Here is a 24,174-nt window from a genome sequence, read left to right on the forward strand (position 1 = left end):
GAGATTAATTGAAGACAAGGCGAGCCGCCGGAGGGCTCGAATACCGAGGTATTTCACGAACGATGCCGCCGGCAAGCTGGAATGATTGAACGGCCAATGAAAGAAATTCCGGATATTCCCGGGCCCGCTCATCCCGACGAACGTCGCGAAGCGTTGCCTTGGCAGCGGCCGAAAGCGCTAGAGGAAGATCCTCAGGCCTTTCAGCGCGTACAGGCGATACTGAATAACCCAAGCTATCGACCTGCCGATACGGATATTGACTTTCTCGCGGAAGATGACTTGCGCGGCGTGCGGTTGCAAATTGATTACCTCAAGTCCGAGCTGCAGCTTCGCAAGCATGACATTGAGAAAACTATCGTGGTCTTTGGCGGCACCCGGATATGCGAACCCGCCGCCGCGCTTCGCCGGGTGGAGGAATTACGCTCGCGCGTGAAGGCCGATAGGGACAACAATGAACTTCGACGCCAACTGGCGGTTGCGGAGCGAATTCAGGCCAAAAGCCACTATTATAACGTGGCCCGTGAATTTGGACGGCTGGTCGCGATGGAAAATCATGGTGCGCGCAAAAGCCACACGGTCATTATGACCGGCGGTGGCCCCGGGATGATGGAGGCCGCCAACCGCGGAGCATTCGACGTCGGAGCCAAGTCCGTTGGCCTCAATATCAGCCTGCCGCACGAGCAATATCCAAACCCCTATGTCACGCCTGAGCTCTGTTTCAGCTTTCATTATTTTGCCCTTCGCAAGCTTCACTTCCTGCTGCGGGCCAAGGCGCTGGTCGCGTTTCCCGGAGGATATGGCACGCTGGACGAACTCTTCGAGGTTCTAACTCTCATACAGACACGGAAAATAAAGCCGATTCCGGTGGTGCTGGTGGGTGAAGCTTATTGGCGTCGGGCTGTCGACGTGGATTTCCTCGTCGATGAAGGGGTGATTGATTCCGAGGACCGGGAATTGTTCTGGTTTGCCGAGACGGCCCACGAAGTATGGAACGGTATCCTGCACTGGCATGCGGCGAGTGGCGAGCCTTTGCGTGCCGCGCGATGATCAACGGCTACACGTCGGTCCTGTCATCTCCATTTGGTCGGAATGAGCGAACTCAAGGGAGAATAACCTGAAAATATCCTTTCACGGAGCGGATCGCAACGTCACTGGCTCCTGTCATTTGGTTGAATGTGCCGGGAAGCGGATCCTGGTTGACTGCGGGCTGTATCAGGGTAGCCGCGAACTGGATCAGGAAAACGCCGGGTCTTTCGGCTTTGATGCCGCCAGCATCGACTACGTATTGCTGACCCACGCACATCTGGATCATTGTGGACGTCTGCCCCTGTTAACCAGGCGCGGGTTTCGAGGAGAGATCATTACGACATCCGCTTCGCGCGAGTTGACGAAACTGGTCGTACTGGATGCGGCCTATCTGATGGAGGAGAATGCGCGTCGCCGTGCGCACCGGGGCGGTCACGCTGGTGCAGGCGGCGACGAGAAAAACCCGCTCTATTCGACCCTCGACGCGCTGAACTGCCTCGACAATTTCGGGCGGACCGCCACCTACTCGGAGGCTCTTGACGTCACCCCGGGGGTGAGCGCCACTTTTATCGACGCCGGCCATATTCTGGGCTCCGCCAGCATCTTTCTGCAGCTTTCGGAGCAGGGCCATTCTACCAGTGTGCTGTTTTCCGGTGATTTGGGTAATGCCGGCCGCCTGTTGCTGCGCAGTCCCGCCGCGCCGCCCCGCGCGGATAATGTCGTAATGGAAACCACATATGGAGACCGGCTGCACAAACCATTAGGCCCTTCCATCGACGAGCTGTTTGAAGCTATCACCGAGAATTTCAAGCGCGGGGGAAACGTCATCATTCCGACCTTCGCGGTCGAGCGGGCACAGGAGCTGCTCTATTTTCTGAGCGATGGCATCAAGAAGGGGAAGCTTGCGAAATCGACGCAAGTGTTCCTCGATTCACCTATGGCGATTTCGGCCACTGAGATATTCCGGCATCATCCTGAATGTCTTGAGCCTGATACAGCAAAACAGTTTCAAGACGGACACGATCCGTTCGGCCTGTCTGGATTGCATTTCACCCGGGAAGCCGCCGAGTCCATGGCGCTGAACAATATCGCTGGCGGCGCCATCATCATGGCCGGTTCAGGCATGTGCACCGGCGGGCGCGTCCGCCATCACTTGCAGCACAATCTAGGTCGCAACAAATCAGCTATTGTCTTCGTTGGCTATGCAGCCACCGGCACCCTCGCGCGTCGTATCATTGATGGCGCCAAACAAGTGAAAATCTTCGGTGAAGAGGTTCCGGTCAGAGCGCGCATCTACACAATCAATGGCTTTTCCGCCCATGCCGATCAGGCGGAATTGCTGGCCTGGCAAAGCCAGACCGGTGCAAAACGCACCTTCCTGGTCCATGGCGAACAAGACAGCATGACCAAGTTCGCGGCCCATCTCCGCGACACCCATGTTGAAATGCCAGTCCAGAACCAGAGCTTTGAACTGTGAGAACTTAGACCTTCAATATCAAGGCTATGCTCACGAAACACGATACCGCTTCAATTTCGAGCGCCGCGAAGCATTTTCGCTGAACCAAGCTAGCCGGGAGGATGCTCGTACAGTTCTTCGGTCACGATATCGCCGCCTTGCGCGTTGAGCTCGTGTCCAAGCTTTGCGCGCGCCGCCTCCTCGATCCGGGCGGCAAGCGCGGGCTGGCGGTCCATCAATCCGTGCAGATCCAGCGCATCCAGTATCAACAGCCGGGTCGGCGTTACGGCCGTCACCGTCGCCGAGCGGCGGGTGCGGCGCAGCGCCGCGATCTCGCCAAAGAATTGACCGGTGCCAAGCCGCAGATGCTTGTGCCGCAGCTTTACTTCCACTTCGCCGTCCGCAATGAGGTACATCGCATGGGCCGGCTCGCCGCGGCGGACGATGACCGTGCCGCCGTCCACCTTCTGCGCGCGCAACATCGTCATCACATCCGCGATCTCGCTCGCGGTCAGGGTGCGGAATAGCGGAATCCGCGCGACAAGTCCCCAGGTAATGATGAAATCCCTGCGATGTACTTCATTGGCGAAAGCGGTCGCGAAAATGCCCACTGGCAGCGCCATCATCAGCAATCCGGCGAATATCGTAAAGCTTGCCAGAATGCGTCCCAGCATGGTCACCGGAACGACATCGCCATAGCCGATGGTCCCCAGCGTCACGATCGCCCACCATAGGGCGTCCGGGATCGTCCCGAATCGTTCGGGTTGTGCTGCACGCTCGGCCAGATGCATCAGGGCAGCCGCGATCAGTGCGGTGCCGAGCAAAATGACGAAGCATCCGGCCAGCGCCCGGCGTTCGGAATACAAGGCGTCCAACAGCGAGCGCATCGCCGGCGAATAGCGCGTCAGCTTGAAGAAGCGTACGAGGCGCAGAACCAGCAGCACTCTGAAATCGGAAGCGATGAACATGCTCAGCCAAAACGGCAGGATCGCGACAAGATCGACGATTCCGGAGAAACTCAGCACGAAACGGAGCCGTCCGAACAACGCGCCCCGCTTCAACAGCGGATGTTCAGCCGCGCTCCAGATACGGGCCGCATATTCGAGTGAGAAGATGAGTGTCGCAGCCCACTCGATTACGCTCAGCGGTAAGGCGTAAGTCCTGGCCATCTCCGGCACGGATTCGATCACGGTCGCGGTGAGCGTAATACCGATCAGCACGATCAGGAATCGATTGAGAGCGAGACTTGCGCCGCCGGCACCTTGCTCAAGAACCACGTAGACGCGACGCCGCAACGCCTCGATGTGCTTGTCCGGCTGTGGCGCAGTGTCCAGTACAGGAGTCAATGCGACATCAGTGTCGGCACGGTCATGGATTGCAGCATGCCGCGCGTGACACCTCCCAGGATACGCTCGTTCAGCCGCGAATGCCCGTAGCCGCCCATCGCGATCAGATCGAGACCGGCATCGGCCGCCACGGACAAGATCGTCGGCTGAATATCGGTGCGGTCGGCTTCCATGCGCTCGACTCGCGCGGTAAGGCCGCGCCTCGTCAGGTGTGTCTGCAGGGCGGCCACGGAGGCATCTGCGGCTATCTCTGCGTCGTTGACGCTGATGACGGTGATGGTTTGCGCATGAGTCAGAAACGGCGCGGCATCGCGAAGGGCCCGCGCTGCCAGGCGACTTCCATCCCAGGCAATGCCGACATGCTTCGGCTCCCAAGGACCTTTATGAATATAGGGAATAAAAAGAACCGGGCCGCCAGACTGAAAGAGTATTTCCTGCGGAAGGGTGTTGTCGAATGTTTCGCGGTCGGGTTCGGGCTGCAGCACGATTGTCAGATCGTAGAGTCGCGCCATGGCGCTCACGGTTGCTGCCGATTCGGCCGGGATGCCGGTAAGAGGTCGCAGGCCGTAACCGATACCGGTGTTTCGAACTTCGGCTTCAAACACGGCCAGCGCGGCATTTGCCCGCGCCAGCGCGTTTTCGCGGTCGAGTTCGAAAATGGCTGCGACCGCTGCAGCACCGTCGGTAGCCAATCCTATATTTGTGATTTCATAACCGACCGAAACCGCATCGAGATGCGCGCCACGCGACACCGCGAGCGAGATCGCCGCGTCGACGACCGGGCGTATCGATCGTTCGGAGGGGATGTGGACGAGAAGATTTTTCAGCATGACAACTCTCCGCGCATTCCGAGAAGACGTCCGCCGCTGCGGTCCGTGCGGCCATTGAAGATTAAAAGCGCGGGCGCGATTTGATCCACCGCAACGTCATGCCATCTTTCTGCGACCAATTGACGGCGTACTCAGATCGCGACTGGTTCTCGATGGCGTCTGGTTGCGTCGTGCCTCAGGACAGGAATTCCGCTTCGGCTACATGAACTCGGTCTGCACGAAGGAACCAGTCCTTTACGTTTTCAGTCTCGCAGAACTTGACCTTGGCTGCGTCTGCCGCACCAACCCTGTTGTCAGCCTCGATCTCGACCGTGCGTTGGCAGATTTCGGCTTCATGTCCATTCTCTCCGAGGACTTTCTTCATAAATCGAGCAACGTACCGAGTCATGGTGTCCTCCTGATTGTCTACCTGTTCAATCCGCCTTCGTTCTCAGCTCGTCGATTGCCGACGCATTAGGACAGTAATCCTCAAAGTGTTGTGCGGAGGTACCGCTACTGAGATCCCTGTCACACCTGCGCTTTTGCTGGCATGAGGTACATACGCGCGTCATGTCGCGCAACACGACCGGCTGTTTCTCTGCAAGCGCTTCCTTGTCGACACCGAGAAGCGTCAGCAAAGTTGGCAGTTCATCGGCCGCGTGCGGTCCCTGATGGACCAACGTATCGAGATCCGCGGTCGTAACGTTCAGTTCGCTTGCGACTCGTGTAAGCTCGTCGCTGTTGAACTCGCGCATTTCACGGATATCTCTCCTGCGTTTGAGCCAATTGCCAAATGCGTCAGCTATGCTGTCGACCATGGGATGATGTCGCTTGCTCATTGTCCACTCCGTTGTCGGTGCAACTGTCATAAGCGTGATGGCCTGGCAACGCCCCGTCATTGCGATGGATCAAAAGACGCACATTCGTCGCGGGCGTATCCGGATGGTGCGAAGATCGGAGCAGGGCGCCTGAACGCCGCCTTCAGGCATCCATGCTGCGCAGGCGTTGACGATCGCGCAGCACGATCTGGCGCGCGCCGGAGAAGCCGAGCACACCCTCGCTATGCAACTGCGACAGCGCTCGCGAAACCGTTTCCAGCGTCAGCCCCAGATAGTCGCCGATATCGCGGCGGCACATCGGAAGCGCCATCAGGCCGGCAATGGCGAGGCGACGATCCATTTCAAGGAGGAAATTGGCGACGCGCTCCATCGCGCTCTTGCGGCCCAGCAGCAACATGTGATCTTCCGCATGCCGCAGGTCGCCGGCCGTCATCGTCCAGAGCTTTCGCGCGACGCTGACGTCGGTTCCCGCCGCCTGCTCAAGGCTGCGGCGCTTCACCAGGCGCACGGTGGTATCGATAATAGCTTCCGCCGCCAGCCGGTGGCTTTTTCCTAGTTCGAGGCCGAACACATCGCCTGCCAGATGAAATGCGCCGATCTGACGCCGCCCGTCCGACAGCAGCTTGTAAGTCCTAACTGCACCTCGAATGATCTGATAGACATATTCCGCAGGCTCATCTTCTCCGTAAATCTCTTCATCTTTCCCGTAGGAGTATTCTGTGGTGATGAGGCCGGCATGACCCGCAAGCAAACCGAACTGATCCGCGGTCGGGCAGTTAGACGGGTTGACTTTGGTGCCGATAACCGACGGAGCGAGTAGTTGGGTATGCATTTGCCATCTCCTGTGCAGCGAATGGCCAATGCTTACGCAGAACCGTCGAGGCTGGATATTTCGCTCGATATCTTAAGGGGAAGTACCTACGTAGTTTACCGGAGGTCGTCGTGGCCTCAGGCCGCCGGTACTCAGGGGTGAGCGACTGGACCGGCTTCCTGAAGGACGCCCCGAATGCGGGCGACAAGGCTCTCCTCGATGTGAGGCTTCAGCAGGACGTCGTACACGCCAGCGACAACTGCTTTCGCCCGTATGTTATCGTCGGGATAGCCGGTAATGAGGATAATTGGTGCGGCGATATCGCGGCTGCGCAGTCGGCTTGCGAGATCGATACCGTCAATATTGGGCATTTTATAGTCGATCACAAAGCAGTCGGCCTCTTTTGCTGCGGCTGCATTCAGCAGCGCTGGCCCGTTCCTGAACGTCTCGACGTCGAATCCGTCGGTTTCAAGCAGAAACCGCAGCGAGCCGAGGACGCCCGGGTCGTCATCGACAACGTATATGACCGGTCTTGCGGATGATGAGGACATCACGAAACTCTGCGCATCATTGGACGGCCTGGCTGATTCATGCTGTACCAAAAGCGCATATCAGGTAGACGCGTATTGACTTGGCTCAATCTTTACTTGGCTCAATCTTTGACCGCGCCGCCGCGCATCGCCAGCCGCACGAGTTCCGACAGGCTGGCTGCCTGCATCTTGGTCATCACATTGGCCCGGTAAACCTCGATCGTGCGCGGGCTGATATCGTACTCTTTGGCAATCTGCTTATTGGAAAGACCGGCGATGAGGCCGTCCATCACCTGGCGTTCGCGAGGGCTGAGATTCGCTATCCGCGATTGTATTTCGAGTGTGGCCGCGTCGTTTTTGAAGCCTGGTTCTGCCCGACTCAGCGCCGTCTCGATCATTCCGATCAACCGGTCATCCTCGAATGGCTTTTCGAGGAAATCCATGGCGCCCAGCTTCATCGCCTCGACCGCGAGCGGAACATCGCCGTGTCCGGTCATGATCACCACGGGAAACGGGCTGCCGGCCGCCTTGAGGCGTTTCAGGAGTTCAATGCCGTCAATACCGGGCATGCGTACATCGGACACCACGCATCCGAAGTCGAGGGTGGAGAGCGCATCGAGAAAATTCAGTGCGGATTCGAACAGCGAAACCTGAAAATCGGCGGCACCAAGCAGAAAGTCGAGCGAATCGCGCATCGCCTCATCGTCGTCGATGACGTAAACCTTTCCCCTATATGCCACTGGCCAAACTCTCATTTGATGCCGCAGGCAGCGTGAAGCGAAAGGTCGCACCGCCCGATTCGTTGCTTTCAGCCCACATCCGGCCGCCATGCGCCTCGACGATCGAACGGCTGATGGATAACCCTACACCCATTCCCGTTTCCTTGGTCGTAAAGAAGGTTTGGAACAGGTTGGATTTGACGTCATCAGGGAATCCGGAGCCGGTATCCGAAACCGTGACTTCGATCATGTCGTCTGCCACTTTGGCATTCGACGCGGCGAGTTCTCGCCGTGGCGCCTGCGCCATCGCCTCCAGGGCATTGCGAAACAGGTTTACCAGTACCTGCTGAATCTGGACGCGATCTACCAGCACCAGATCGTGCTCTGGATTCAGGCTGAAAAGAAGCTTTACACCTTGCTCGCGGGCGCCGGCCAGTCCGAGTGCCCCGGCCTCTTCCATCAATTTAGAGAGGCTTTCAACGCGTTTCTCCGATTCTCCGCGTGAGACAAAGTCTCGCAGACGGCGAATAATCTGGCCTGCGCGAATGGCCTGTTCGGCAGCGCGATCGAGGGCATTCTCGATTTTAGGCTTGTTGGGGTCAGAGCTGGCCGTCAGGAGGCGGCGCGAACCCTTCATGTAGTTGCTAATAGCAGCGAGAGGTTGATTGAGTTCGTGCGCTAGTGCAGATGCCATTTCTCCCATCGCGCTCAAACGCGAAACGTGCACGAGTTCCGACTGGAGTTCCTGAAGCCGGGTCTGGGTCTGCTGATGTTCAGTCAAATCGTGGACAAATCCGGTAAAATAAGGCTCGCCGCCGGATCGCATTTCACCGATCGACAGGTGCATCGGGAAGGTAGTCCCATCCTTGCGTTGGCCGGTTACGATGCGCCCGATGCCGATGATATGCCGCTCGCCGGTGCGAAGATAACGAGCCAGATACCCGTCATGGTGAGAACGATCCGGATTAGGCATGAGGATGCTGACGTTCCGACCGATAGCCTCTTGTTCCGCGTATCCGAATTGCCGTTCAGCGGCGCTGCTGAAGAATTGTATAATGCCGCTTCCATCGATGACGATCATCGCATCGGGGATCGTCTCAAGTATCGAACGAAGGTGGCTTTCCCTCGTTCTAAGTGCCTCTTCGATTTGCTTCTGGTCGTCGATATCGATCACGAGCCCGCTGAGGTGCCTGGCCACTCCTTCCTGGTCTCGCACGATGCTGCCACGTGCGCGAACCCATTTATGCAGGTGCGATCGGCCGCCGACATGGTACTGCATGTCAAAACTGCAGCCGGTTTCGGCTGAACGCTTGATTGCCTGATCGGTTTGTTCGCGGTCTTGTGGTTCGAGCAGCGAGAGGAACAGCTCGTAGCTGAGGGGTAGCTCGTCCGGGACGCCAAACAGCTTCCTGGTCGTCTTGGACCAAAGCAACCTGTGCGTGGAAAGATCGAGATCCCATATCCCGATGCCGGCCCCTTCGATGCCCAACCGAAAACGCTCGTCTCGAACCGGATCGTCAGACGCTGGATGTGGGGTGGTGGTCACGTTTCTCCTGCGGTGCAGAGTAGCAGCACCCGCGAAGATACCAACGTGCCCGATAACAGGCTACCCCTTTCGCCGTCGTTTTCCGGTTAATGCTCGGGGGACATCGATCGCGCCGACCTTAATCACCCCGGCGAAAAGCAGCTTTGGAAAACCACAAGGGCCGCCCCGTATGCAAAGCAGTGCAAGGGCTATTTGGAAGCGTCCTGTGAATCACCGATTCCTTGATCTGTCTCATTCTCCGTCCCAGGAACCGGCCTAAAGATCGGTCCGCACCCATCGTATTCGGGAGGAAATGATGACCTATGCGACGGTAATGGTCAGCCTGGCGCTTGATCAATCGAACGATGCCCGCCTGGAGATCGCTGGACAACTGGCGAAGCGGTTCGGCGCCTGTGCGATCGGCATAGCCGCTGGAGAATTCAGTCCGCCGCTATATTTCACAACAGGCGAACAGGCCGAGCGGGTGATTGATCAGGGGCAGGCCGCGGTCAGGAATCGCCTCGCCGAGGTCGAAGCGCAGTTCCGCGCGGCGATGCAGAGCCATGCGGTGGTCGCGGAATGGCGGTGCGCCGAAGATTTCCCGACCAGATTTATCATCCAGCAGGCACGGGCAGCCGACATCATTGTCGTCGGCGAGAATGGGAACGACGGCCTCGCTAATCCCTTCATGCAAGCCAACCCAAGCGACCTTCTCATGCAGACAGGAAGACCGCTCCTCGTTGTCCCCGATGCCTGCGAATGGCTCGATTTGCGGAGTGTTTTGATCGCCTGGAAAGATACGCCCGAGTGCCGGCGAGCTATCGCCGATGCGTTGCCGATCCTGCGCGAAGCCAAGGACGTGATTGTTGCCGAGATCGTTGAGGACGAGGCCGATAGATCGGCGGCATTGTCAGGGGTGGAAGATCTGGTGGCCTGGTTGTTGCGCCATGGCGTAGTTGGCTCCCAATGGGTGCCGGACGAATGCGGCAATGCCGCAGCGCAACTCGACAGGATCGCGTCGGAGGTTGGTGCGGGGGTGGTAGTCGCGGGCGCCTACGGTCATTCGCGATTTCGCGAGTGGGTTTTCGGAGGTGTGACAAAACGTCTCGTCAATCCTTCAACGCGCTGTTCGTTGCTGTCGCGCTGAGATCGGCAGGCTTGACCTTGATCAAATCCGTATCTGTCGATGCGTGGTGCAATAAATTTTACGTTTTAACCTATTAATCGAGCGGATTGCGCCTTGTACAGATTTCTCGAACAGATTGTCGCCGACTCCATGACGCGTAACGCCAAGACGGTGTCGCGCGGTCTCACGCTGCGGAAACTTGAAGAGCTATTCGAACGGGATGACTTCAACGCCTATCCGGTCGAGGAGGCCTCGCAGATCGTCGGGCTGGTCTCGAAGTTCGATTTTTTGGCTCGCTTCGTTTTTACTCCGGCTCACATGACGCCGCGTTATGAGGATTTAATGGGGCAAACCGTTGCCGACATCATGACGCCGGATTTCATCTATGTCCGGGGGGAGACCCGGTTGACGCGGGTGCTTCAGCTCATGGTCGATCATCGCATCAGAAGCATGCCGGTCATCGAAGGTGACCAACGGCTCCTGGGTATGATCTCGCGCGAAGACGTGATGAGGGCGCTGCGGCGCTGCACCGGCGATAAAAATATAAGCTAAAGCGCGTTCTCTGAGGCGGACTGCTGACGGTTAGTCGCCCTTCGAAAGGGAGCAGTACAATTTGCCTGAATTTGTCCTTGCAGTCCTTCTTCTCGAGCTTACACCGGGACCGAATATGGCGTATTTGGCTACGCTCACGATCGATCGGGGGCGGGCTGCGGGTCTGCTGGCGACAGGCGGCGCTGCCGCGGGTCTCTCGGTTCACGCGATCGTCGCCGCGTTTGGACTGGGGGCGCTGATTGGTAGCTCTCCATTAATATATGAACTGCTTCGTTGGATTGGAGTTGGATATATTCTTTTCCTTGCGTGGGAGACTTGGCAAGTAGACGACAAAAGTCACGGGTATCAGGTCGGTACTGTGGCGGGCTCATTGTTTTGGCGCGGTTTCCTTTCGAATGTGTTCAATCCGAAATCGATCCTGTTCTTTGTTTCTGTGGTTCCCGGTTTTGTTCGCTACGGTTCAGATGATCCCGGTCTGCTTGTTCAGCTTGCGCGGCTAGGTGCAGTTTACGTGGCGATTGCGAGCACCATACACGCGAGCATCGTGTTGCTCGCGGACCAAATTCGGCCGTGGCTAATGACGGCAGCCCGTCGAAGTCCAATTCGACGGCTGATGTCTTTTGCATTGCTGCTGGTTGCGGCATGGCTCGCATGGACATCGCGCCTCGGGTAAGGCCTGGATTAGCTTGCCTTTGCCAGATTATCGTCCTCCGGAGAGTTCAGATACATCCCCGACATCGTGTCGACCCAGCAGAGGTGGTCGTGGACCTTCTTCACGCCGGCGACGTTCTCCGCGCCAACGATGGACGCCTGCCGCGACCGCTCCTCGGTGATAACGCCGCTCAGGTGGACGATACCGTCTCGCACCGTGACGTTGAGGCCGATCGGGCACCAGTCGTTTTTCGCGAGGGTGTCGATGACACGGTTGCGAATATGGTCATCGTCGGCGGTTGGATCGGGAATATCGCGTGCCAGGCCTGCCACGGCCTGCAGCAAGTTGGAGCGCGATACGATGCCTACCAGCTTGTCGCCCCGCGTCACGGGAAGTCGTTTCACATTGTTCTTTTCCATGATCTCCACGATCTTCTCAAGATCCGTATCCTCGCTGACGGTGAGCGGTTCGGGCGTCATGATTTCGGCGATCTTGCGGCCGTGCTCGTGAACGAAATCGGTCGCTTCTCTACCCGCGCCCAGAATGAATTTCATAAATCGGCCGCGCTGGCGCTGTGTGCCGATTTCGCTGCGGCGAAGGAAATCGCCTTCCGAGATAATGCCGACGAGGTGGCCAGCCGAATTGACGACGGGGAGACCGCTGATGTGCCGCTGCAACATGAGGTTCGCGGCTTCGACAACTGAAGTCTCGGGTGTCACCGTGATAACGGATCGGGTCATGATTTGATGTGCGCGCATGGCTGCCTCCACGACTGGGAATGAATGTCTATGACAGGAAAGCTATCCCAATCCGCATGCCGCGATTTGACTCAAGTCAACTGTCCAGCGTGTTTCCGTTTGATGCAGCTCAATGTGGGCTTTGGGACAATCTCGTATCGTTTTAAAAATAATGTAAAGCCGGAGGCTGCCATGCTGGAATTCTACGAACCTGGTGCCGCGATTATTGAAGACTCCGTAGCCAAGACCGTTGCGCGCCTGACCAAGACGAACAAGAGCGCGCTGGATTTCATGATCAATGCACAGAAAGTCATGTTTGAAGAGATGATCTTCGCCAGCAACGAAATCTCCGACCGCATCCGAACCGAAACCCAGCTGTTCAACGAATTTTCCTCGAAACTTGGCGGCGCTCATTCCGTCAAGGATTTGAAAACGATGTACGAAGAATGCGGCCAGCACCAGATCGATTTTATCCGCCGTGACTGTGAGCGCCTGTTCAAGCACGGCGAACGGATGATCGGAAACCTGTCGAGCCTGGTCAACCGGCAGCAAGACTGATCGGTATTTCATTCGAATTGTGGGGCCCGATCGCATTCCCTGAGGTGAGAGATATGGATTCTGCGCAGGCAATATCGGACTTGCCAATATCGGATTTGCCTGGGTTTGACACGCCGAAATTGCCGTGTCGTGCCCATGCTGCAGACCACGATGAAGGTCGCAGCTCTTCGGTGGCGAAGCTTGGTGATGGTGCAGCCGTTTCTGTCAGCGGCGAGCGGCAAGCGGAGCCGTATCAGGCCGATCGCGCGTTTCACGCAATACTGGCTCGCTTTACCGGCGGCATATCGCCGATCGCGCTGTCGCTGGCTTACATCGACTGGGCCGCGCATTTGGCTGGAGCTCCGGAGCGACAAATGGAGCTGGGCCGGGATGCGTGGTCCGGTGCGAGGCAGTCCCTCGAAGCTGCACTCCACTTTTTCGCCCCCGAACACGGTTCCTGGTCCCTGATCAGGCCCCAGCCGCAGGATCGACGTTTTGTTGATCCGGAGTGGGAGCGCCCCCCGTTCAATTTGCTCGCGCAAGCGTTCCTGCTGAGTGAGCGATGGTGGCACAACGCCACCATGGATGTCCGCGGCGTTGCGCCACGAAACGAGGCAATCGTCGAGTTCTCGGTGCGGCAGGTGCTCGATATGCTGGCGCCGTCCAATTTCGCCGTTACCAATCCGGAAGTGTTGCACAAGACATTCCAGAGCGGTGGTGAGAATTTCGTACTCGGCTGGCAGAATTGGCTTAGCGACTGGATGCGCTTGGTGTCAGGCAAGCCTGGTGACGCGAAGGAGTTTGTCGTCGGCGAAACCGTCGCGGCAACTAGCGGCAAGGTCGTGTTCCGCAACGAGCTCATCGAGCTGATCCAGTACTATCCGTCCACCGGCAAAGTGCATCCGGAACCGATCCTGGTCGTGCCGGCATGGATCATGAAATATTACATTCTCGACCTGTCGCCGCAAAACTCGCTGGTCAAGTTCCTCACCGATCAGGGCTTTACTGTTTTCATGATCTCCTGGCGAAATCCGGGGGCAGGGGATCGCGATATCGCTTTTGACGATTATCGCAAACTCGGTGTCGAGGCCGCGGTTACGACCATTGGCGATATCATGCCAGGCCGCGGAATTCATGCGCTCGGCTATTGCCTGGGCGGAACGTTGCTGTCGATCGCCGCGGCAACAATGGCGCGGGACGGGGACAGCAGGCTGAAATCGATTACCTTGCTTGCGGCGCAGACGGATTTTACCGAGGCGGGCGAGCTGACATTGTTTATCAACGAGAGTCAGGTCGCCTTTCTCGAGGACATGATGTCGGAACGCGGTGTTCTCGAAACCACCCAGATGGCTGGAGCATTTCAGTTGCTGCGCTCGAATGACCTGATTTGGTCGAAGCTTACCCACGACTATCTGATGGGGGAGCGGGCACCGCCCAGCGACCTGATGGCCTGGAATGCGGATGCAACACGTTTGCCATACCGGATGCATTCCGAATATTTGCGTAAGCTGTTCCTCCACAATGACCTGGCCGAGGGCCGCTATGTCGTGGAAGGAAAGCCGATCGTGCTGTCGGATCTTCGTGCACCCATGTTCGTCGTGGGAACCGTTCGCGACCACGTCGCGCCCTGGAGATCGACTTACAAGATTCATTATCAGGTGGAAGCCGACGTTACCTATCTGTTGACCAGCGGCGGTCATAATGCGGGCATTGTGGCGCCGCCGGGCGCGCAGGGTCATTCCTATCAGGTCAAGACCAAGGCGGCACGAACCGCTTACGTCGGACCGGACGAATGGTTGAAGACAGCCCCAAAGGTTGAAGGTTCCTGGTGGCCGGAATGGACGAGATGGCTGACCGCCCTGTCTGGCGAGCCGTGCGAGCCGCCGCAAATGGGTGCCGGGCACCTCGACAGCCAGGTTTTGCCGGATGCGCCGGGCGACTATGTTCGTCAATAGTGATCACCGCGGGCCTGCGCTCACCTGCTTCAGGTTGAAACCGCCTCATCGTGGGCGATCCGGATTTGGCTTCGTCTCAGGGTTTGCTCCGGCGTTCCGGAAGCATCCATGACGGCCCAATCGAGCGTGCCGATATCGTATTTTTCCTGAAGCCCGGCGATCTCGGGCGTCGCATCGGATGCATCGCCCTTGCGGCGGCCGACGCGGCTCAGCCGGGTCGCAAGATCGGTCTGAAGAAACAGGCCGACAAACCCGACATTCAACCGGCGCGCGGCATCGCGGATCGCGGTACGCTCTGATTCCCGCGCAAATACCGCGTCGACCACGACGGAATGGCCTTGTGAAAGAATTCGCAGCGCCTGTTGCATGAGGAGATCGTAGATCCTCTGCGTCATCTCCGGCTGGTACGCTTCTTCGGGCAATGGGTCCGTTTCACGGACCCCGAATTGCTGTTTTCGCAGGACATCCGTGCGTAACACAATGGCTCCCGGCTGCGGCGGGATACCGGGCGCAAGGGCACGCGCCAGAACCGACTTTCCTGTTCCAGAGAGTCCTCCAACGGCGACGAGTGTGGGTGCAGCAGGGTCGATCAACCGCCGCGCCAGCTCGAAATAGGTTTGAGCCGACGACGCGACATCAGGCTTGCAGTCAGCATTACGGTCCAGGCGGGCCAACAGCACGTTGGCGCGGATCGCTGCGCGCAGCGACATAAACAGCGGCATCGCTGCGAGCGCATCGAGATTGTCGCTGGATGTCGTCTTCAGGTATCCGTTGAGGAGCGCGTTCGCGGCGGCACGCCGGTCATAGCGGATGAAATCCATGATCGGGAAAGCAAGATCGTACAGCACGTCAATGGACGCGATCACCGGGTCGAACTCGATCGCATCGAACAGGACGGGCCTGCGTTCGATCAGCACGATGTTGCCCAGATGCAGGTCTCCGTGGCAGCGTCGCACATATCCCTGCCTGCCGCGTTGTTTCAGTAGTTCCTGGATCCGGGAAAACGATCTGACGGAGTTGTCCCTGAGGTTCGCGATGTCATTTGCGGGGAAACGGGCGGCATCCCGGAATGCCTGATCGTTACCCTCGATGAAGGCGGGGATCGACGCGATCCAGGGTTCAACCGGCGCTGGCGATGCGATGGCGTGGGAAGCCGCGATTGCATCGGCAATGGCCTCCACGAGATCGCGGCCGGGCTCACCGGATTCAGCCAGATGATCGATGGTCTGACGCTCGTCGAAGCGGGCCATTTCAATCGCGAATTCGACCGGTGTGCCATCGCCGTCGATGCTTAGCGATCCGGCACTACTTTGCGTAATCGGGACCACGCGACGGTAGATTTGTGGCGCGAACCGGCGGTTGACGTTGATCTCCTCTTCGCAGGCGGCTTTGCGCTTCTCCAACGTCGAATAATCCAGGTATGGAAACCGGATGGCGCGCTTGATCTTCAGCGCGCGGTCGCCTTCGAGAAAAACCGATGCCCCATGCGTATCGATCCGATCGACATGCGAATGTGTGGCCGGGTCTGTCAGAAAAGCAAAGACGCGCTCCTGCATGCTGGAAGCGGCTGACGATGAAGCTGTCATGCGGTGGCGGACCTAGGGTTTGAGGACTGCGGCACCCAGGATTTGCCCCGTCCGGAGTTTTTGAAGAACCTCATTGGCCTCACTGAGCAGAAACGCCGTGGTCTGGGTCCGGATTCCAGCCTGAGGCGCTATCTTGAGGAAATCCAGACCGTCCTGCCGGGTGAGATTGGCAACCGATATCAGTTGTCGCTCTTCCCAGAGAATATCGTAAGGAAAGCCTGGAATATCGCTCATGTGAATCCCGGCGCACACTACCTTGCCGCCCTTGCGTACCGCGCGGAGTGCCGCAGGCACTAATTCTCCGGCGGGCGCGTAGATGATGGCGGCGTCGAGCGGGGTGTCCGGCCGTTGGCCCGACCCGCCGGCCCACACCGCGCCGAGCCTTCGGGCGAAATCCTGCGCCGCGGTATCACCCGAACGCGTAAAAGCGTGGACAGACCGGCCCTGCCAGCGTGCGATCTGGGCGACGATGTGCCCGGCCGCACCGAAACCGTAGATACCGAGCCGCTCGGCATCGCCCGCCATCACCAGCGATCGCCAGCCGATCAGGCCCGCACATAACAGCGGTGCAATTGAAACATCGTCGCCATCTTCGCCAAGCGGGAACGCATAGCGGGCATCGGCGATAGTGTGCGTGGCGAATCCACCATCGCGCGTATAGCCGGTGAACAGCGGATGATCGCACAGATTTTCCATGCCGTCCTTGCAGAAACGGCAGACACCGCAGGTGTGTCCAAGCCAGGGGATTCCGACACGATCACCAATCTGATGCGTTGTGACGTTGCCGCCGACGAGATCGACGCGGCCCACAATTTCATGCCCGGGAATGATCGGATAGTTGATATTGGGAAGCTCCGCATCGAGGACATGAAGGTCGGTCCGGCAGACTCCACAGGCGCTCACCTTGACGCGAATTTCTCCGGCGCCGGGGATGGGGTCCGCGCGCTCCTGCATCTGGAGAGGTGCTCCCGCGGCGGTCAACACCATTGCTCGCATTTGTTCCTCCGGAATGAACCCCACGGCATACAACGCATATCGCCGCGGGCAGGCTATCTCTTGACTTCAATCAAGTGCGGAATGACGGGATCGCCTGGCAGCCGGGGAACTTTTACCTTATTGATAAAGATCAATAGCGGACGTCTCCGGGTGTTTATCGTTACCACGATCAAGGAGATCACAGATGGCGATCAAGGATATTTTCTTGCCGCTGGTCGGCGAGCCCGACGCGGTCGCAATCGCGGCGATCGATAAATGCGTGGCGGTGGCCGGCGATCTAGGTGCGAGGGTCAGCGCAGTGGCGGTCGAGGAGAGTATTCCAGTCCGGCCGACGGTCATGATCTCGAACGATCTGGACAATACAGCGGCGGTTGAGGCGCTACGCAGCGTATCGGATGCGCGCGGCTTGCTGAAGGCGTTCGACGATGCCGCGATCCGCTTTGGCGTTCGCAAAGAGCAAACGCTGATCCGACCCGTCGCGGAAGACATTCCGGAACACTTTGCGGTATGTGCGCGGATCAGGGATTTGTCGATTGTCCCGGTCAAGACCAATGACGACCGTTCGGAAAAGATTGTCGAGCGGTTGATATTCGAATCCGGGCGCCCAATTCTGATGTGCCCGGAGGAGTTGGCTGCCGATCTGCCGGTAGCGTTCGATGACGTCGTGATAGCCTGGGATCATACGGCACCGGCCGCGCGAGCCGTCGCCGATGCTCTGCCGATCCTTCAGTCGGCGACCAACGTCCGCATCATCACCGCAACTGACGATAAAACAACGGCGGAAATGGTATCGGGGGCCGCGCTGGTGAGCCATCTCGCGGAGCATGGCATCAAAGCCACGTTCGAAACGGTGAGTATCGACGGCAGCTCGGTCGGAAAGGTCTTCGAGGCCTACGTGATCGCCAATGCGATGGATATTCTGGTGATGGGCGCCTATCGTCACTCCCGGCTAAACGAGATCATGTGGGGCGGTGCGACCAAGACCATCATCGGACAGCCACCGTGCTGGGTTATGATGTCGCACTAGCGACCCTGATTGCGCCACGCTCAAGCTGCAATATCCAGTCCGGTCCCAGCCCGAGCGGTTGATCTGATGTCGACGTATCGCCTGAAAAATCTGCTCGCCCCCCGATCGGTTGCGCTGGTCGGGGCTAGTCCGCGCCAGGGCTCCGTCGGTCGGGCCATTCTCCGGAATATGCGCGACGCGAAATTCAAAGGCGAATTTGGGCTGGTGAATTCGCATTATGCGGAGATCGACGGCGTCGCCACGGTGGGTTACCTCCGTAAACTGACTTTTGTTCCCGAACTGGTGGTGATCACTGCGCCGGCTACGGCGGTCGCAGGACTCATCGACGAAGCGGGTAAGATCGGCGCGGCAGGCGCTCTCATTATCTCGGCCGGGCTCGGGCACGGTGCGGGATCGCTGGCGGAAGCCGCCGAACGCAGCGCGCATAAATACGGCATGCGACTGATCGGACCGAATTGTCTGGGCATCATGATGCCCGGCGTCGCCCTCAACGCAAGTTTCGCCGCGCACATGCCGTGTCCGGGAAATCTGGCGCTGATTTCGCAATCCGGCGCTATCGCCGCAGGCATGGTGGACTGGGCCGCGCAGCGCGGAGTGGGGTTCTCGGGAATCGTTTCCATCGGTGACCAGCTCGATGTCGATATCGCTGATCTGCTCGATTATTTCGCGTTGGACGGCAAGACGCGCGCGATCCTGCTTTATGTCGAAGCGATCAAGGACGCCCGCAAGTTCATGTCGGCAGCGCGTGCCGCCGCCAGGATCAAGCCGGTCGTGGTGGTCAAATCCGGACGCATGGCGCAGGGGGCGAAGGCGGCTGCGACCCATACTGGCGCGCTGGCAGGTTCGGACGCGGTCTACGACGCTGCATTCCGTCGCGCCGGCATCCTGCGCGTATCCGATCTTCGCGAGTTATTCGACTGCGCCGAGACGCTTGGACGCGTCGACCAGCCCGCGGGGAAGCGGCTGGCCATCCTCACCAATGGCGGTGGCATCGGCGTGCTTGCCATGGATCGGCTGGTCGAACTCGGCGGTATCCCTGCTGCAATCGAAGCTGCTGCTCGGGAGAAACTCGATGTGATCCTGCCGCCAACATGGTCCAAATCGAACCCCGTGGATATCGTGGGCGACGCCGATGCCGCGCGATATGCGGCAGCGCTCGAGGTGTTGCTGGCCGACGAAAATAATGACGCGATCCTGGTCCTGAATGTTCAGACCGCGATCGCGCCGGCTGATGAGATTGCAGCCGCGGTGACAGGTGTTGTGAGCAAGTACCGCGAGCGCCGCCTTGGTTCGGCGAAACCGGTGCTCGCGGTCTGGGTCGGCGCGGACCAGAAAATTATCGACATGCTCAGCGGGGCCGGGATTCCGAACTACCCGACCGAAGACGATGCCGTGCGCGGCTTCATGCATCTCGTGAGACATCGTGAGGTCGTTGCAATGCTGGCGCAGGTTCCGCCGGCGATGCCCGGTGAATACACGCCCGATTCCGATACGGCCCGGCAAATCGTTGCGGCAGCGCTTGCCGACGGTCGCCAGTGGCTTGATCCGGTTGAGATCGCGCGGTTATTCCAGGCCTATCAAATCCCGATGGTGCAGACGTTTGCTGCTGCCGATGCGGAGCAGGCCGCCACTCACGCCTCCGCGCTGTTCTCTCAGGGGGCTACCGTCGTACTCAAGATCATGTCGCGAGACATTATTCACAAATCCGATGTCGGTGGCGTGGTTCTCAATCTTACCAACATCGATGCGGTGCGTGCGGCAACAGCCGATATCCTTGCACGCGCGAAGGCGCGGCTCCCGGAGGCTCGGATTGCCGGTGTCATCGTGCAGGCAATGGTGCTTCGGCCAAAGGCGCGTGAGCTCATTCTAGGCATCGCAGACGATCCTACCTTTGGCACCGTCATTGTGTTCGGCCGCGGCGGCACGGCGGTCGAGATCATCAACGACAAGGCGCTGGCGCTTCCGCCGCTCGATCTGCAACTGGCCCGCGACCTGATCGAGCGTACCCGCGTCTCGCGGCTGTTGGGCACTTACCGCGACGTACCCGCGGTCAAGCAGGACGCCGTCGCGATGGTGCTGATCAAGCTGGCGCAGATGGCGGCGGACATTCCCGAGATACGCGAGCTGGACATCAATCCGCTGCTGGCGGATGAAGCCGGCGTACTGGCGGTGGATGCGCGCGTCGCCGTTGGACAGGCGAAACGAAAGTTCGCAGGCTCAGGTCCCGCCAACTTCGCAGTGCGGCCCTATCCCTCACAATGGCAACGGCACCTTGAGATCAAGGACGGCTGGCGGATCTTTGTGCGCCCGATTCGCCCCGAAGACGAACCGCTGATCCATGAATTACTGCGGCACGTCAGCAGCAGGGATCTGCGGTTGCGCTTTTTCGGGCTGGTGAAGGAATTTACTCACGAGTTCATTGCCCGTTTGACGCAGCTCGATTACGCCCGCGCGATGGCCTTTGTCGCATTCGATGAAGCCACCAACGAACTGGTGGGCGTGGTCCGGATTCACTCGGATTCGATCTACGAGAACGGCGAATATGCGATCCTGCTCAGATCCGATCTCAAGGGCAGGGGATTGGGTTGGGCGTTGATGCAACTGATTATTGAATATGCGAAATCGGAAGGCCTGAAACGAATATCGGGCCAGGTGCTTCAGGAGAATTCGACGATGCTGAATATGTGCCGGGAACTCGGTTTCACGGTGAAGTCCGATGCGGTCGAACCCGCTCTTTGCGACGTCACGCTGGAGCTTGGGAATATCTGAAGCAGGCGAACTGCCGTCGATTGTATCCACGACGTCTATCGTGCGAGCAATTTTCTAAACCGGTTCAACAGCGCCAAAATCATGACAAGGGCCATTCCGAATAGACCGATGTTTTGCACCGACGTTAAAAGGAAGGCGATTTGAACTTGCCAGCCCGTTTGCTCGCCGTCCGCGATCGGCACGACGTTGGGTACGATCAAGATGCGAGCGACATACGCCGCCGAGAAGGTCAGAGCGAACAACAGGAAGGATTTGAGAAAAATGCGCATTCGACCCTCTTTGACTGAGGTAATGGACTTACCAGCAGGCCGCCGCCGGCTATTTTTGTTCCGCTGCGGCCGCCCCGGTGGCTGCGGGGTGTGGCGCTGATTTTTTCAGATTCTTGATGATGATCGTGATCAGCGGCACGATCAGCAGAGGCAGGATTCCGTTCAGCGGATGGTGAATCGCACCGGATACCTGCGACTGCAGGGCTCTCGCCTCAATCTGCAGCGCATCGACAGAAGAGCTGTGGATTTCGGTCGCGAGCTCGAGTTCGCGCCCCCTGGGCGGTTTTGCCGCGATCGCGAACAGAATTGCGGCAATCATGAAATTGACCAAGCCGAGAATCGCCGCGGCGGAAATCGCGTTCCAGTACTGAACCAGTGCGAAATAGGCCGCCAGTTCCAGCATCAACAGGCCGAACGCCGCAATCAGTGCGGCAAACGCCCGCAAGCCCAGGCTCGCAAGCAGATGCCGCATTCTCAAATCAGCAATGATCCTGTCGGTGCGCCAGAGTACCCGCAGGTGTTTGACGACGTTCTCCGTATTCACCCTAGTGTCTCCTCAACATGAAGCCGACCACAACGCCCAGCGCGAAAGCCGACGCGAGCGAAGTGATCGGGCGATCCGCCATGATGTTCGTGACATGGCCTTCCTGCTCGCCCAAGGTTTCGCCGAGATCATCCAGTGCGGCCTTGATTTGATCGGCGAGGGCTTCGGCGCGGTTCTTCGAGGCATCGAAAATGCCCTCGCCGGTCGTGTTCAGCAGCCGCGTTACTTCGCCTTTAAGCGCCTGCAGTTCATCTCTCATCTCGCCTGAGTCGAACATGGGCCTCGCCTCTGTTGCGCTGTTGTTGAAATTCTATGCCAGGCCACGGCAACGCAATTGATTTGTGTCAACCGCCGGCCAATCACGACGGTTCTTGAGGCAGGTCAATTTGAGTGCCGAACCAAAGTCTAGAAGAGGCGTATTCCATTGAAGAGGAACACGGATCTTGGCGACGGCCCCCCAGCTAACGGCTACGGCATCAGGCGATGTCTTTGAATTGCGTCCCGGCGGGTCCTGGACCGCGGCCAATGTCGCGACGCTTGAGGCCCTGTCCGGCGCCGTGACGGCACAGCTCGATCGGTCGAAGACCATGAGGCTGGATATGGCCGGGGTACGCGAACTCGACACGCTCGGAGCCTGGCTATTCGAAAAGATGTCGCGGCGCTCGATATCTCATGGTCATCGCGCCGACGTGGTCGGCGTCGCCGACAATTATGCCGGGTTGATGGAAGAGGTCCGCCGGGTCAATCGGCAAGATCCGGTGCCGGTGCCGGCGCCAAATCCTGTTCTGGCTGGAATAAGCGACGTCGGCCGCACCGCGGTCGGTGCGACGGAAGATCTGACGATTTTCCTGCAGATGCTGGGTTCGCTTTTTGCAGCCTTGTTCAACGTGCTGCGCAAGCCAAGATCGTTGCGCGTGACGTCTTTGTTTTATCAGCTCTATCGGGTCGGCTTTCAGGCGATCCCGATTGTCGTGCTGATCACTTTCCTGATCGGCGCCATCATCGCGCAACAGGGCATCTTTCACTTTCGCAAATTCGGTGCCGATTCCTATGTCGTCGACATGGTCGGCATCCTGGTGCTGCGCGAGCTTGGCGTGCTGATCGTTGCCATCATGGTCGCCGGCCGCTCCGGCAGCGCCTATACCGCCGAACTTGGCTCGATGAAAATGCGCGAAGAGATCGACGCGCTGTCAACCATGGGCCTCGATCCGGTCGAAGTGCTGATCCTGCCCCGCATCGTCGCGCTGGTTTGCGCACTGCCGATCCTGACCTTCATCGGATCGATGGCCGCGCTCTATGGCGGCGGTCTGGTGGCATGGTTCTACGGCGGCATGGGGCCGGCGATCTTCATTGCGCGGCTGCACGACGCCGTATCCGTGACCAGCTTCGAGGTCGGCATGATCAAGGCGCCGTTCATGGCGCTGGTGATTGGCGTGGTCGCCTGCAGCGAGGGCCTTCAGGTCAAGGGAAGCGCGGAGTCGCTCGGCAAGCAGACCACGACTTCCGTGGTGAAGTCGATCTTTCTGGTGATCGTGCTCGACGGGCTGTTTGCGATCTTTTTCGCTTCGGTCGGAATGTGACAATGCCGGAAGCAACCATGCCGTTGGCGATCAGCGTCAAAGAGCTTGTGGTCGGCTTTGGCCGGCATGTCGTGATTGACCACTTGTCGCTGGATGTGCGCCGAGGCGAGATCCTCGGCCTGGTCGGCGCTTCCGGCGGCGGCAAGTCCGTCCTGATGCGAACTATCATTGGCCTCATCCCACGACAGAGCGGGGAAATCGAGGTAATGGGGGCGGAGATCGGCGGCAGCCATGGTCGGGTGACCCAGAGTGCTGCGGGACGATGGGGCATTCTGTTCCAGCAGGGCGCGCTGTTTTCATCGCTCACCGTGCGGCAAAATATCCAGTTTCCGTTGCGCGAGAATCTGGTGCTGTCGGACGCGCTGATGGACGAGATCGCCACTGCCAAGCTCGAAATGGTCGGGCTGAAGCCGGAGGATGGCGACAAGTTCCCCTCCGAATTATCCGGAGGCATGACCAAACGTGTGGCGCTGGCCCGCGCGCTTGCGCTCGATCCCGCGATCGTGTTTCTCGACGAGCCGACCTCAGGGCTGGACCCGATTGCAGCGGGCGATTTCGACGTCCTGATCAAGACATTGCAGAAAACACTGGGACTGACGGTGTTCATGGTCACCCATGACCTCGCCAGCCTGAATACCGTCTGCGATCGCGTCGCAGCACTGGCGGACGGCAAGATCGTCGCCATCGGACCGATGCGCGAGCTGCTTCAATCTGAACATCCCTGGGTGCGGGCCTATTTTCACGGCAAGCGCTCCTTGATGTTGCAACCAAAAGCGAGTTAAG

Annotated in this window: 25 protein-coding genes; 11 read left to right on the forward strand and 14 right to left on the reverse strand. The window is 58.8% G+C overall.

Annotation, left to right across the window (positions count from 1 at the left end; genetic code table 11):
* The first annotated feature begins 96 nt into the window (after positions 1 to 96).
* Together HB676_RS06830 and HB676_RS06835 are read left to right on the forward strand one after the other, a co-directional pair.
* Positions 97 to 1,047 carry a TIGR00730 family Rossman fold protein gene (locus HB676_RS06830; protein WP_213736936.1) on the forward strand — a complete coding sequence of 317 codons (951 nt, stop codon included), beginning with the start codon at positions 97 to 99 and terminating at the stop codon, positions 1,045 to 1,047.
* A gap of 118 nt (positions 1,048 to 1,165) precedes the next feature.
* Complete coding sequence (locus HB676_RS06835; protein ID WP_213736937.1) at positions 1,166 to 2,503, forward strand: MBL fold metallo-hydrolase; 1,338 nt, start codon at positions 1,166 to 1,168, stop codon at positions 2,501 to 2,503.
* An 89-nt stretch (positions 2,504 to 2,592) separates the two neighbouring features.
* On the opposite strand, the gene HB676_RS06840 is transcribed toward HB676_RS06835, so the two are convergent.
* The 8 genes from HB676_RS06840 to fixL all read right to left on the reverse strand — a co-directional run bounded on the left by HB676_RS06840 (position 2,593) and on the right by fixL (position 9,082).
* Entirely contained in the window at positions 2,593 to 3,828 is a 1,236-nt protein-coding gene (locus tag HB676_RS06840; protein WP_249780099.1) for a cyclic nucleotide-gated ion channel, read from the reverse strand.
* Positions 3,825 to 4,658 (reverse strand): universal stress protein, encoded by an 834-nt coding sequence (locus HB676_RS06845; RefSeq protein ID WP_213736938.1) that lies wholly within the window; start codon positions 4,656 to 4,658, stop codon positions 3,825 to 3,827. The genes HB676_RS06840 and HB676_RS06845 overlap by 4 nt, the downstream gene beginning before the upstream one ends.
* Positions 4,659 to 4,833: 175 nt before the next feature.
* Positions 4,834 to 5,046 carry a hypothetical protein gene (locus HB676_RS06850; protein ID WP_213736939.1) on the reverse strand — a complete coding sequence of 71 codons (213 nt, stop codon included), beginning with the start codon at positions 5,044 to 5,046 and terminating at the stop codon, positions 4,834 to 4,836.
* A 25-nt stretch (positions 5,047 to 5,071) separates the two neighbouring features.
* Positions 5,072 to 5,476: a DUF6455 family protein gene (locus tag HB676_RS06855; RefSeq protein WP_213736940.1), complete on the reverse strand. Its 405-nt coding sequence runs from the start codon at positions 5,474 to 5,476 to the stop codon at positions 5,072 to 5,074.
* A gap of 142 nt (positions 5,477 to 5,618) precedes the next feature.
* On the reverse strand, positions 5,619 to 6,308 hold the full coding sequence (locus tag HB676_RS06860) for a helix-turn-helix domain-containing protein (protein WP_213736941.1): 690 nt from the start codon (positions 6,306 to 6,308) through the stop codon (positions 5,619 to 5,621).
* Between the two features lie 131 nt (positions 6,309 to 6,439).
* Positions 6,440 to 6,838, reverse strand: coding sequence for a response regulator (locus tag HB676_RS06865; RefSeq protein WP_213737023.1), 399 nt, complete (start codon positions 6,836 to 6,838; stop codon positions 6,440 to 6,442).
* Between the two features lie 101 nt (positions 6,839 to 6,939).
* Complete coding sequence (fixJ, locus tag HB676_RS06870) at positions 6,940 to 7,557, reverse strand: response regulator FixJ (protein ID WP_213737024.1); 618 nt, start codon at positions 7,555 to 7,557, stop codon at positions 6,940 to 6,942.
* The gene (fixL, locus tag HB676_RS06875) at positions 7,547 to 9,082 is read right to left on the reverse strand and encodes a sensor protein FixL (protein ID WP_213736942.1); all 1,536 of its coding nucleotides are present in this window, start codon (positions 9,080 to 9,082) and stop codon (positions 7,547 to 7,549) included. Before fixL ends, fixJ begins: the two co-directional genes overlap by 11 nt.
* Positions 9,083 to 9,377: 295 nt before the next feature.
* Here fixL and HB676_RS06880 point away from each other — a divergent pair, with 295 nt between their 5' ends.
* From HB676_RS06880 to HB676_RS06890, 3 genes are all read left to right on the forward strand, one after another.
* Positions 9,378 to 10,208 (forward strand): universal stress protein, encoded by an 831-nt coding sequence (locus HB676_RS06880; protein WP_213736943.1) that lies wholly within the window; start codon positions 9,378 to 9,380, stop codon positions 10,206 to 10,208.
* A 93-nt stretch (positions 10,209 to 10,301) separates the two neighbouring features.
* Positions 10,302 to 10,739, forward strand: coding sequence for a CBS domain-containing protein (locus tag HB676_RS06885; RefSeq protein ID WP_213736944.1), 438 nt, complete (start codon positions 10,302 to 10,304; stop codon positions 10,737 to 10,739).
* A 61-nt stretch (positions 10,740 to 10,800) separates the two neighbouring features.
* Positions 10,801 to 11,412: a LysE family translocator gene (locus HB676_RS06890; RefSeq protein ID WP_213736945.1), complete on the forward strand. Its 612-nt coding sequence runs from the start codon at positions 10,801 to 10,803 to the stop codon at positions 11,410 to 11,412.
* Positions 11,413 to 11,420: 8 nt separating this feature from the next.
* Here HB676_RS06890 and HB676_RS06895 read toward each other — a convergent pair whose 3' ends face one another.
* Positions 11,421 to 12,149, reverse strand: coding sequence for a CBS domain-containing protein (locus tag HB676_RS06895; protein ID WP_213737025.1), 729 nt, complete (start codon positions 12,147 to 12,149; stop codon positions 11,421 to 11,423).
* A 171-nt stretch (positions 12,150 to 12,320) separates the two neighbouring features.
* Between HB676_RS06895 and HB676_RS06900 the strand changes: the two genes are divergently transcribed.
* A complete protein-coding gene (locus tag HB676_RS06900; protein ID WP_249780100.1) occupies positions 12,321 to 12,686 on the forward strand; it encodes a hypothetical protein in 366 nt (121 codons plus the stop codon).
* Between the two features lie 53 nt (positions 12,687 to 12,739).
* The gene (locus tag HB676_RS06905; RefSeq protein WP_213736946.1) at positions 12,740 to 14,620 is read left to right on the forward strand and encodes an alpha/beta fold hydrolase; all 1,881 of its coding nucleotides are present in this window, start codon (positions 12,740 to 12,742) and stop codon (positions 14,618 to 14,620) included.
* 29 nt (positions 14,621 to 14,649) lie between these two features.
* On the opposite strand, the gene HB676_RS06910 is transcribed toward HB676_RS06905, so the two are convergent.
* Both HB676_RS06910 and HB676_RS06915 read right to left on the reverse strand, forming a co-directional pair.
* The gene (locus tag HB676_RS06910) at positions 14,650 to 16,206 is read right to left on the reverse strand and encodes a bifunctional aminoglycoside phosphotransferase/ATP-binding protein (RefSeq protein ID WP_213736947.1); all 1,557 of its coding nucleotides are present in this window, start codon (positions 16,204 to 16,206) and stop codon (positions 14,650 to 14,652) included.
* A gap of 12 nt (positions 16,207 to 16,218) precedes the next feature.
* Complete coding sequence (locus tag HB676_RS06915) at positions 16,219 to 17,202, reverse strand: zinc-dependent alcohol dehydrogenase family protein (protein ID WP_213736948.1); 984 nt, start codon at positions 17,200 to 17,202, stop codon at positions 16,219 to 16,221.
* Positions 17,203 to 17,386: 184 nt separating this feature from the next.
* Between HB676_RS06915 and HB676_RS06920 the strand changes: the two genes are divergently transcribed.
* Entirely contained in the window at positions 17,387 to 18,229 is an 843-nt protein-coding gene (locus HB676_RS06920) for a universal stress protein (RefSeq protein WP_213736949.1), read from the forward strand.
* Between the two features lie 66 nt (positions 18,230 to 18,295).
* Positions 18,296 to 20,998 carry a bifunctional acetate--CoA ligase family protein/GNAT family N-acetyltransferase gene (locus HB676_RS06925; RefSeq protein ID WP_213736950.1) on the forward strand — a complete coding sequence of 901 codons (2,703 nt, stop codon included), beginning with the start codon at positions 18,296 to 18,298 and terminating at the stop codon, positions 20,996 to 20,998.
* 35 nt (positions 20,999 to 21,033) lie between these two features.
* On the opposite strand, the gene HB676_RS06930 is transcribed toward HB676_RS06925, so the two are convergent.
* The 3 genes from HB676_RS06930 to HB676_RS06940 are packed head-to-tail and all read right to left on the reverse strand — an operon-like array spanning position 21,034 to position 22,088.
* On the reverse strand, positions 21,034 to 21,267 hold the full coding sequence (locus HB676_RS06930) for a hypothetical protein (protein WP_213736951.1): 234 nt from the start codon (positions 21,265 to 21,267) through the stop codon (positions 21,034 to 21,036).
* 49 nt (positions 21,268 to 21,316) lie between these two features.
* Positions 21,317 to 21,811 carry a phage holin family protein gene (locus tag HB676_RS06935; protein ID WP_213736952.1) on the reverse strand — a complete coding sequence of 165 codons (495 nt, stop codon included), beginning with the start codon at positions 21,809 to 21,811 and terminating at the stop codon, positions 21,317 to 21,319.
* Between the two features lies 1 nt (position 21,812).
* The gene (locus HB676_RS06940) at positions 21,813 to 22,088 is read right to left on the reverse strand and encodes a hypothetical protein (protein WP_213736953.1); all 276 of its coding nucleotides are present in this window, start codon (positions 22,086 to 22,088) and stop codon (positions 21,813 to 21,815) included.
* 166 nt (positions 22,089 to 22,254) lie between these two features.
* Between HB676_RS06940 and HB676_RS06945 the strand changes: the two genes are divergently transcribed.
* A complete protein-coding gene (locus tag HB676_RS06945; RefSeq protein WP_213736954.1) occupies positions 22,255 to 23,391 on the forward strand; it encodes an MlaE family lipid ABC transporter permease subunit in 1,137 nt (378 codons plus the stop codon).
* Between the two features lie 2 nt (positions 23,392 to 23,393).
* A complete protein-coding gene (locus HB676_RS06950; protein ID WP_213736955.1) occupies positions 23,394 to 24,173 on the forward strand; it encodes an ABC transporter ATP-binding protein in 780 nt (259 codons plus the stop codon).
* Position 24,174 lies beyond the last annotated feature (1 nt).

The organism is Bradyrhizobium sp. dw_411 (assembly GCF_018449695.1).
Taxonomy (GTDB): Bacteria; Pseudomonadota; Alphaproteobacteria; order Rhizobiales; family Xanthobacteraceae; genus Bradyrhizobium.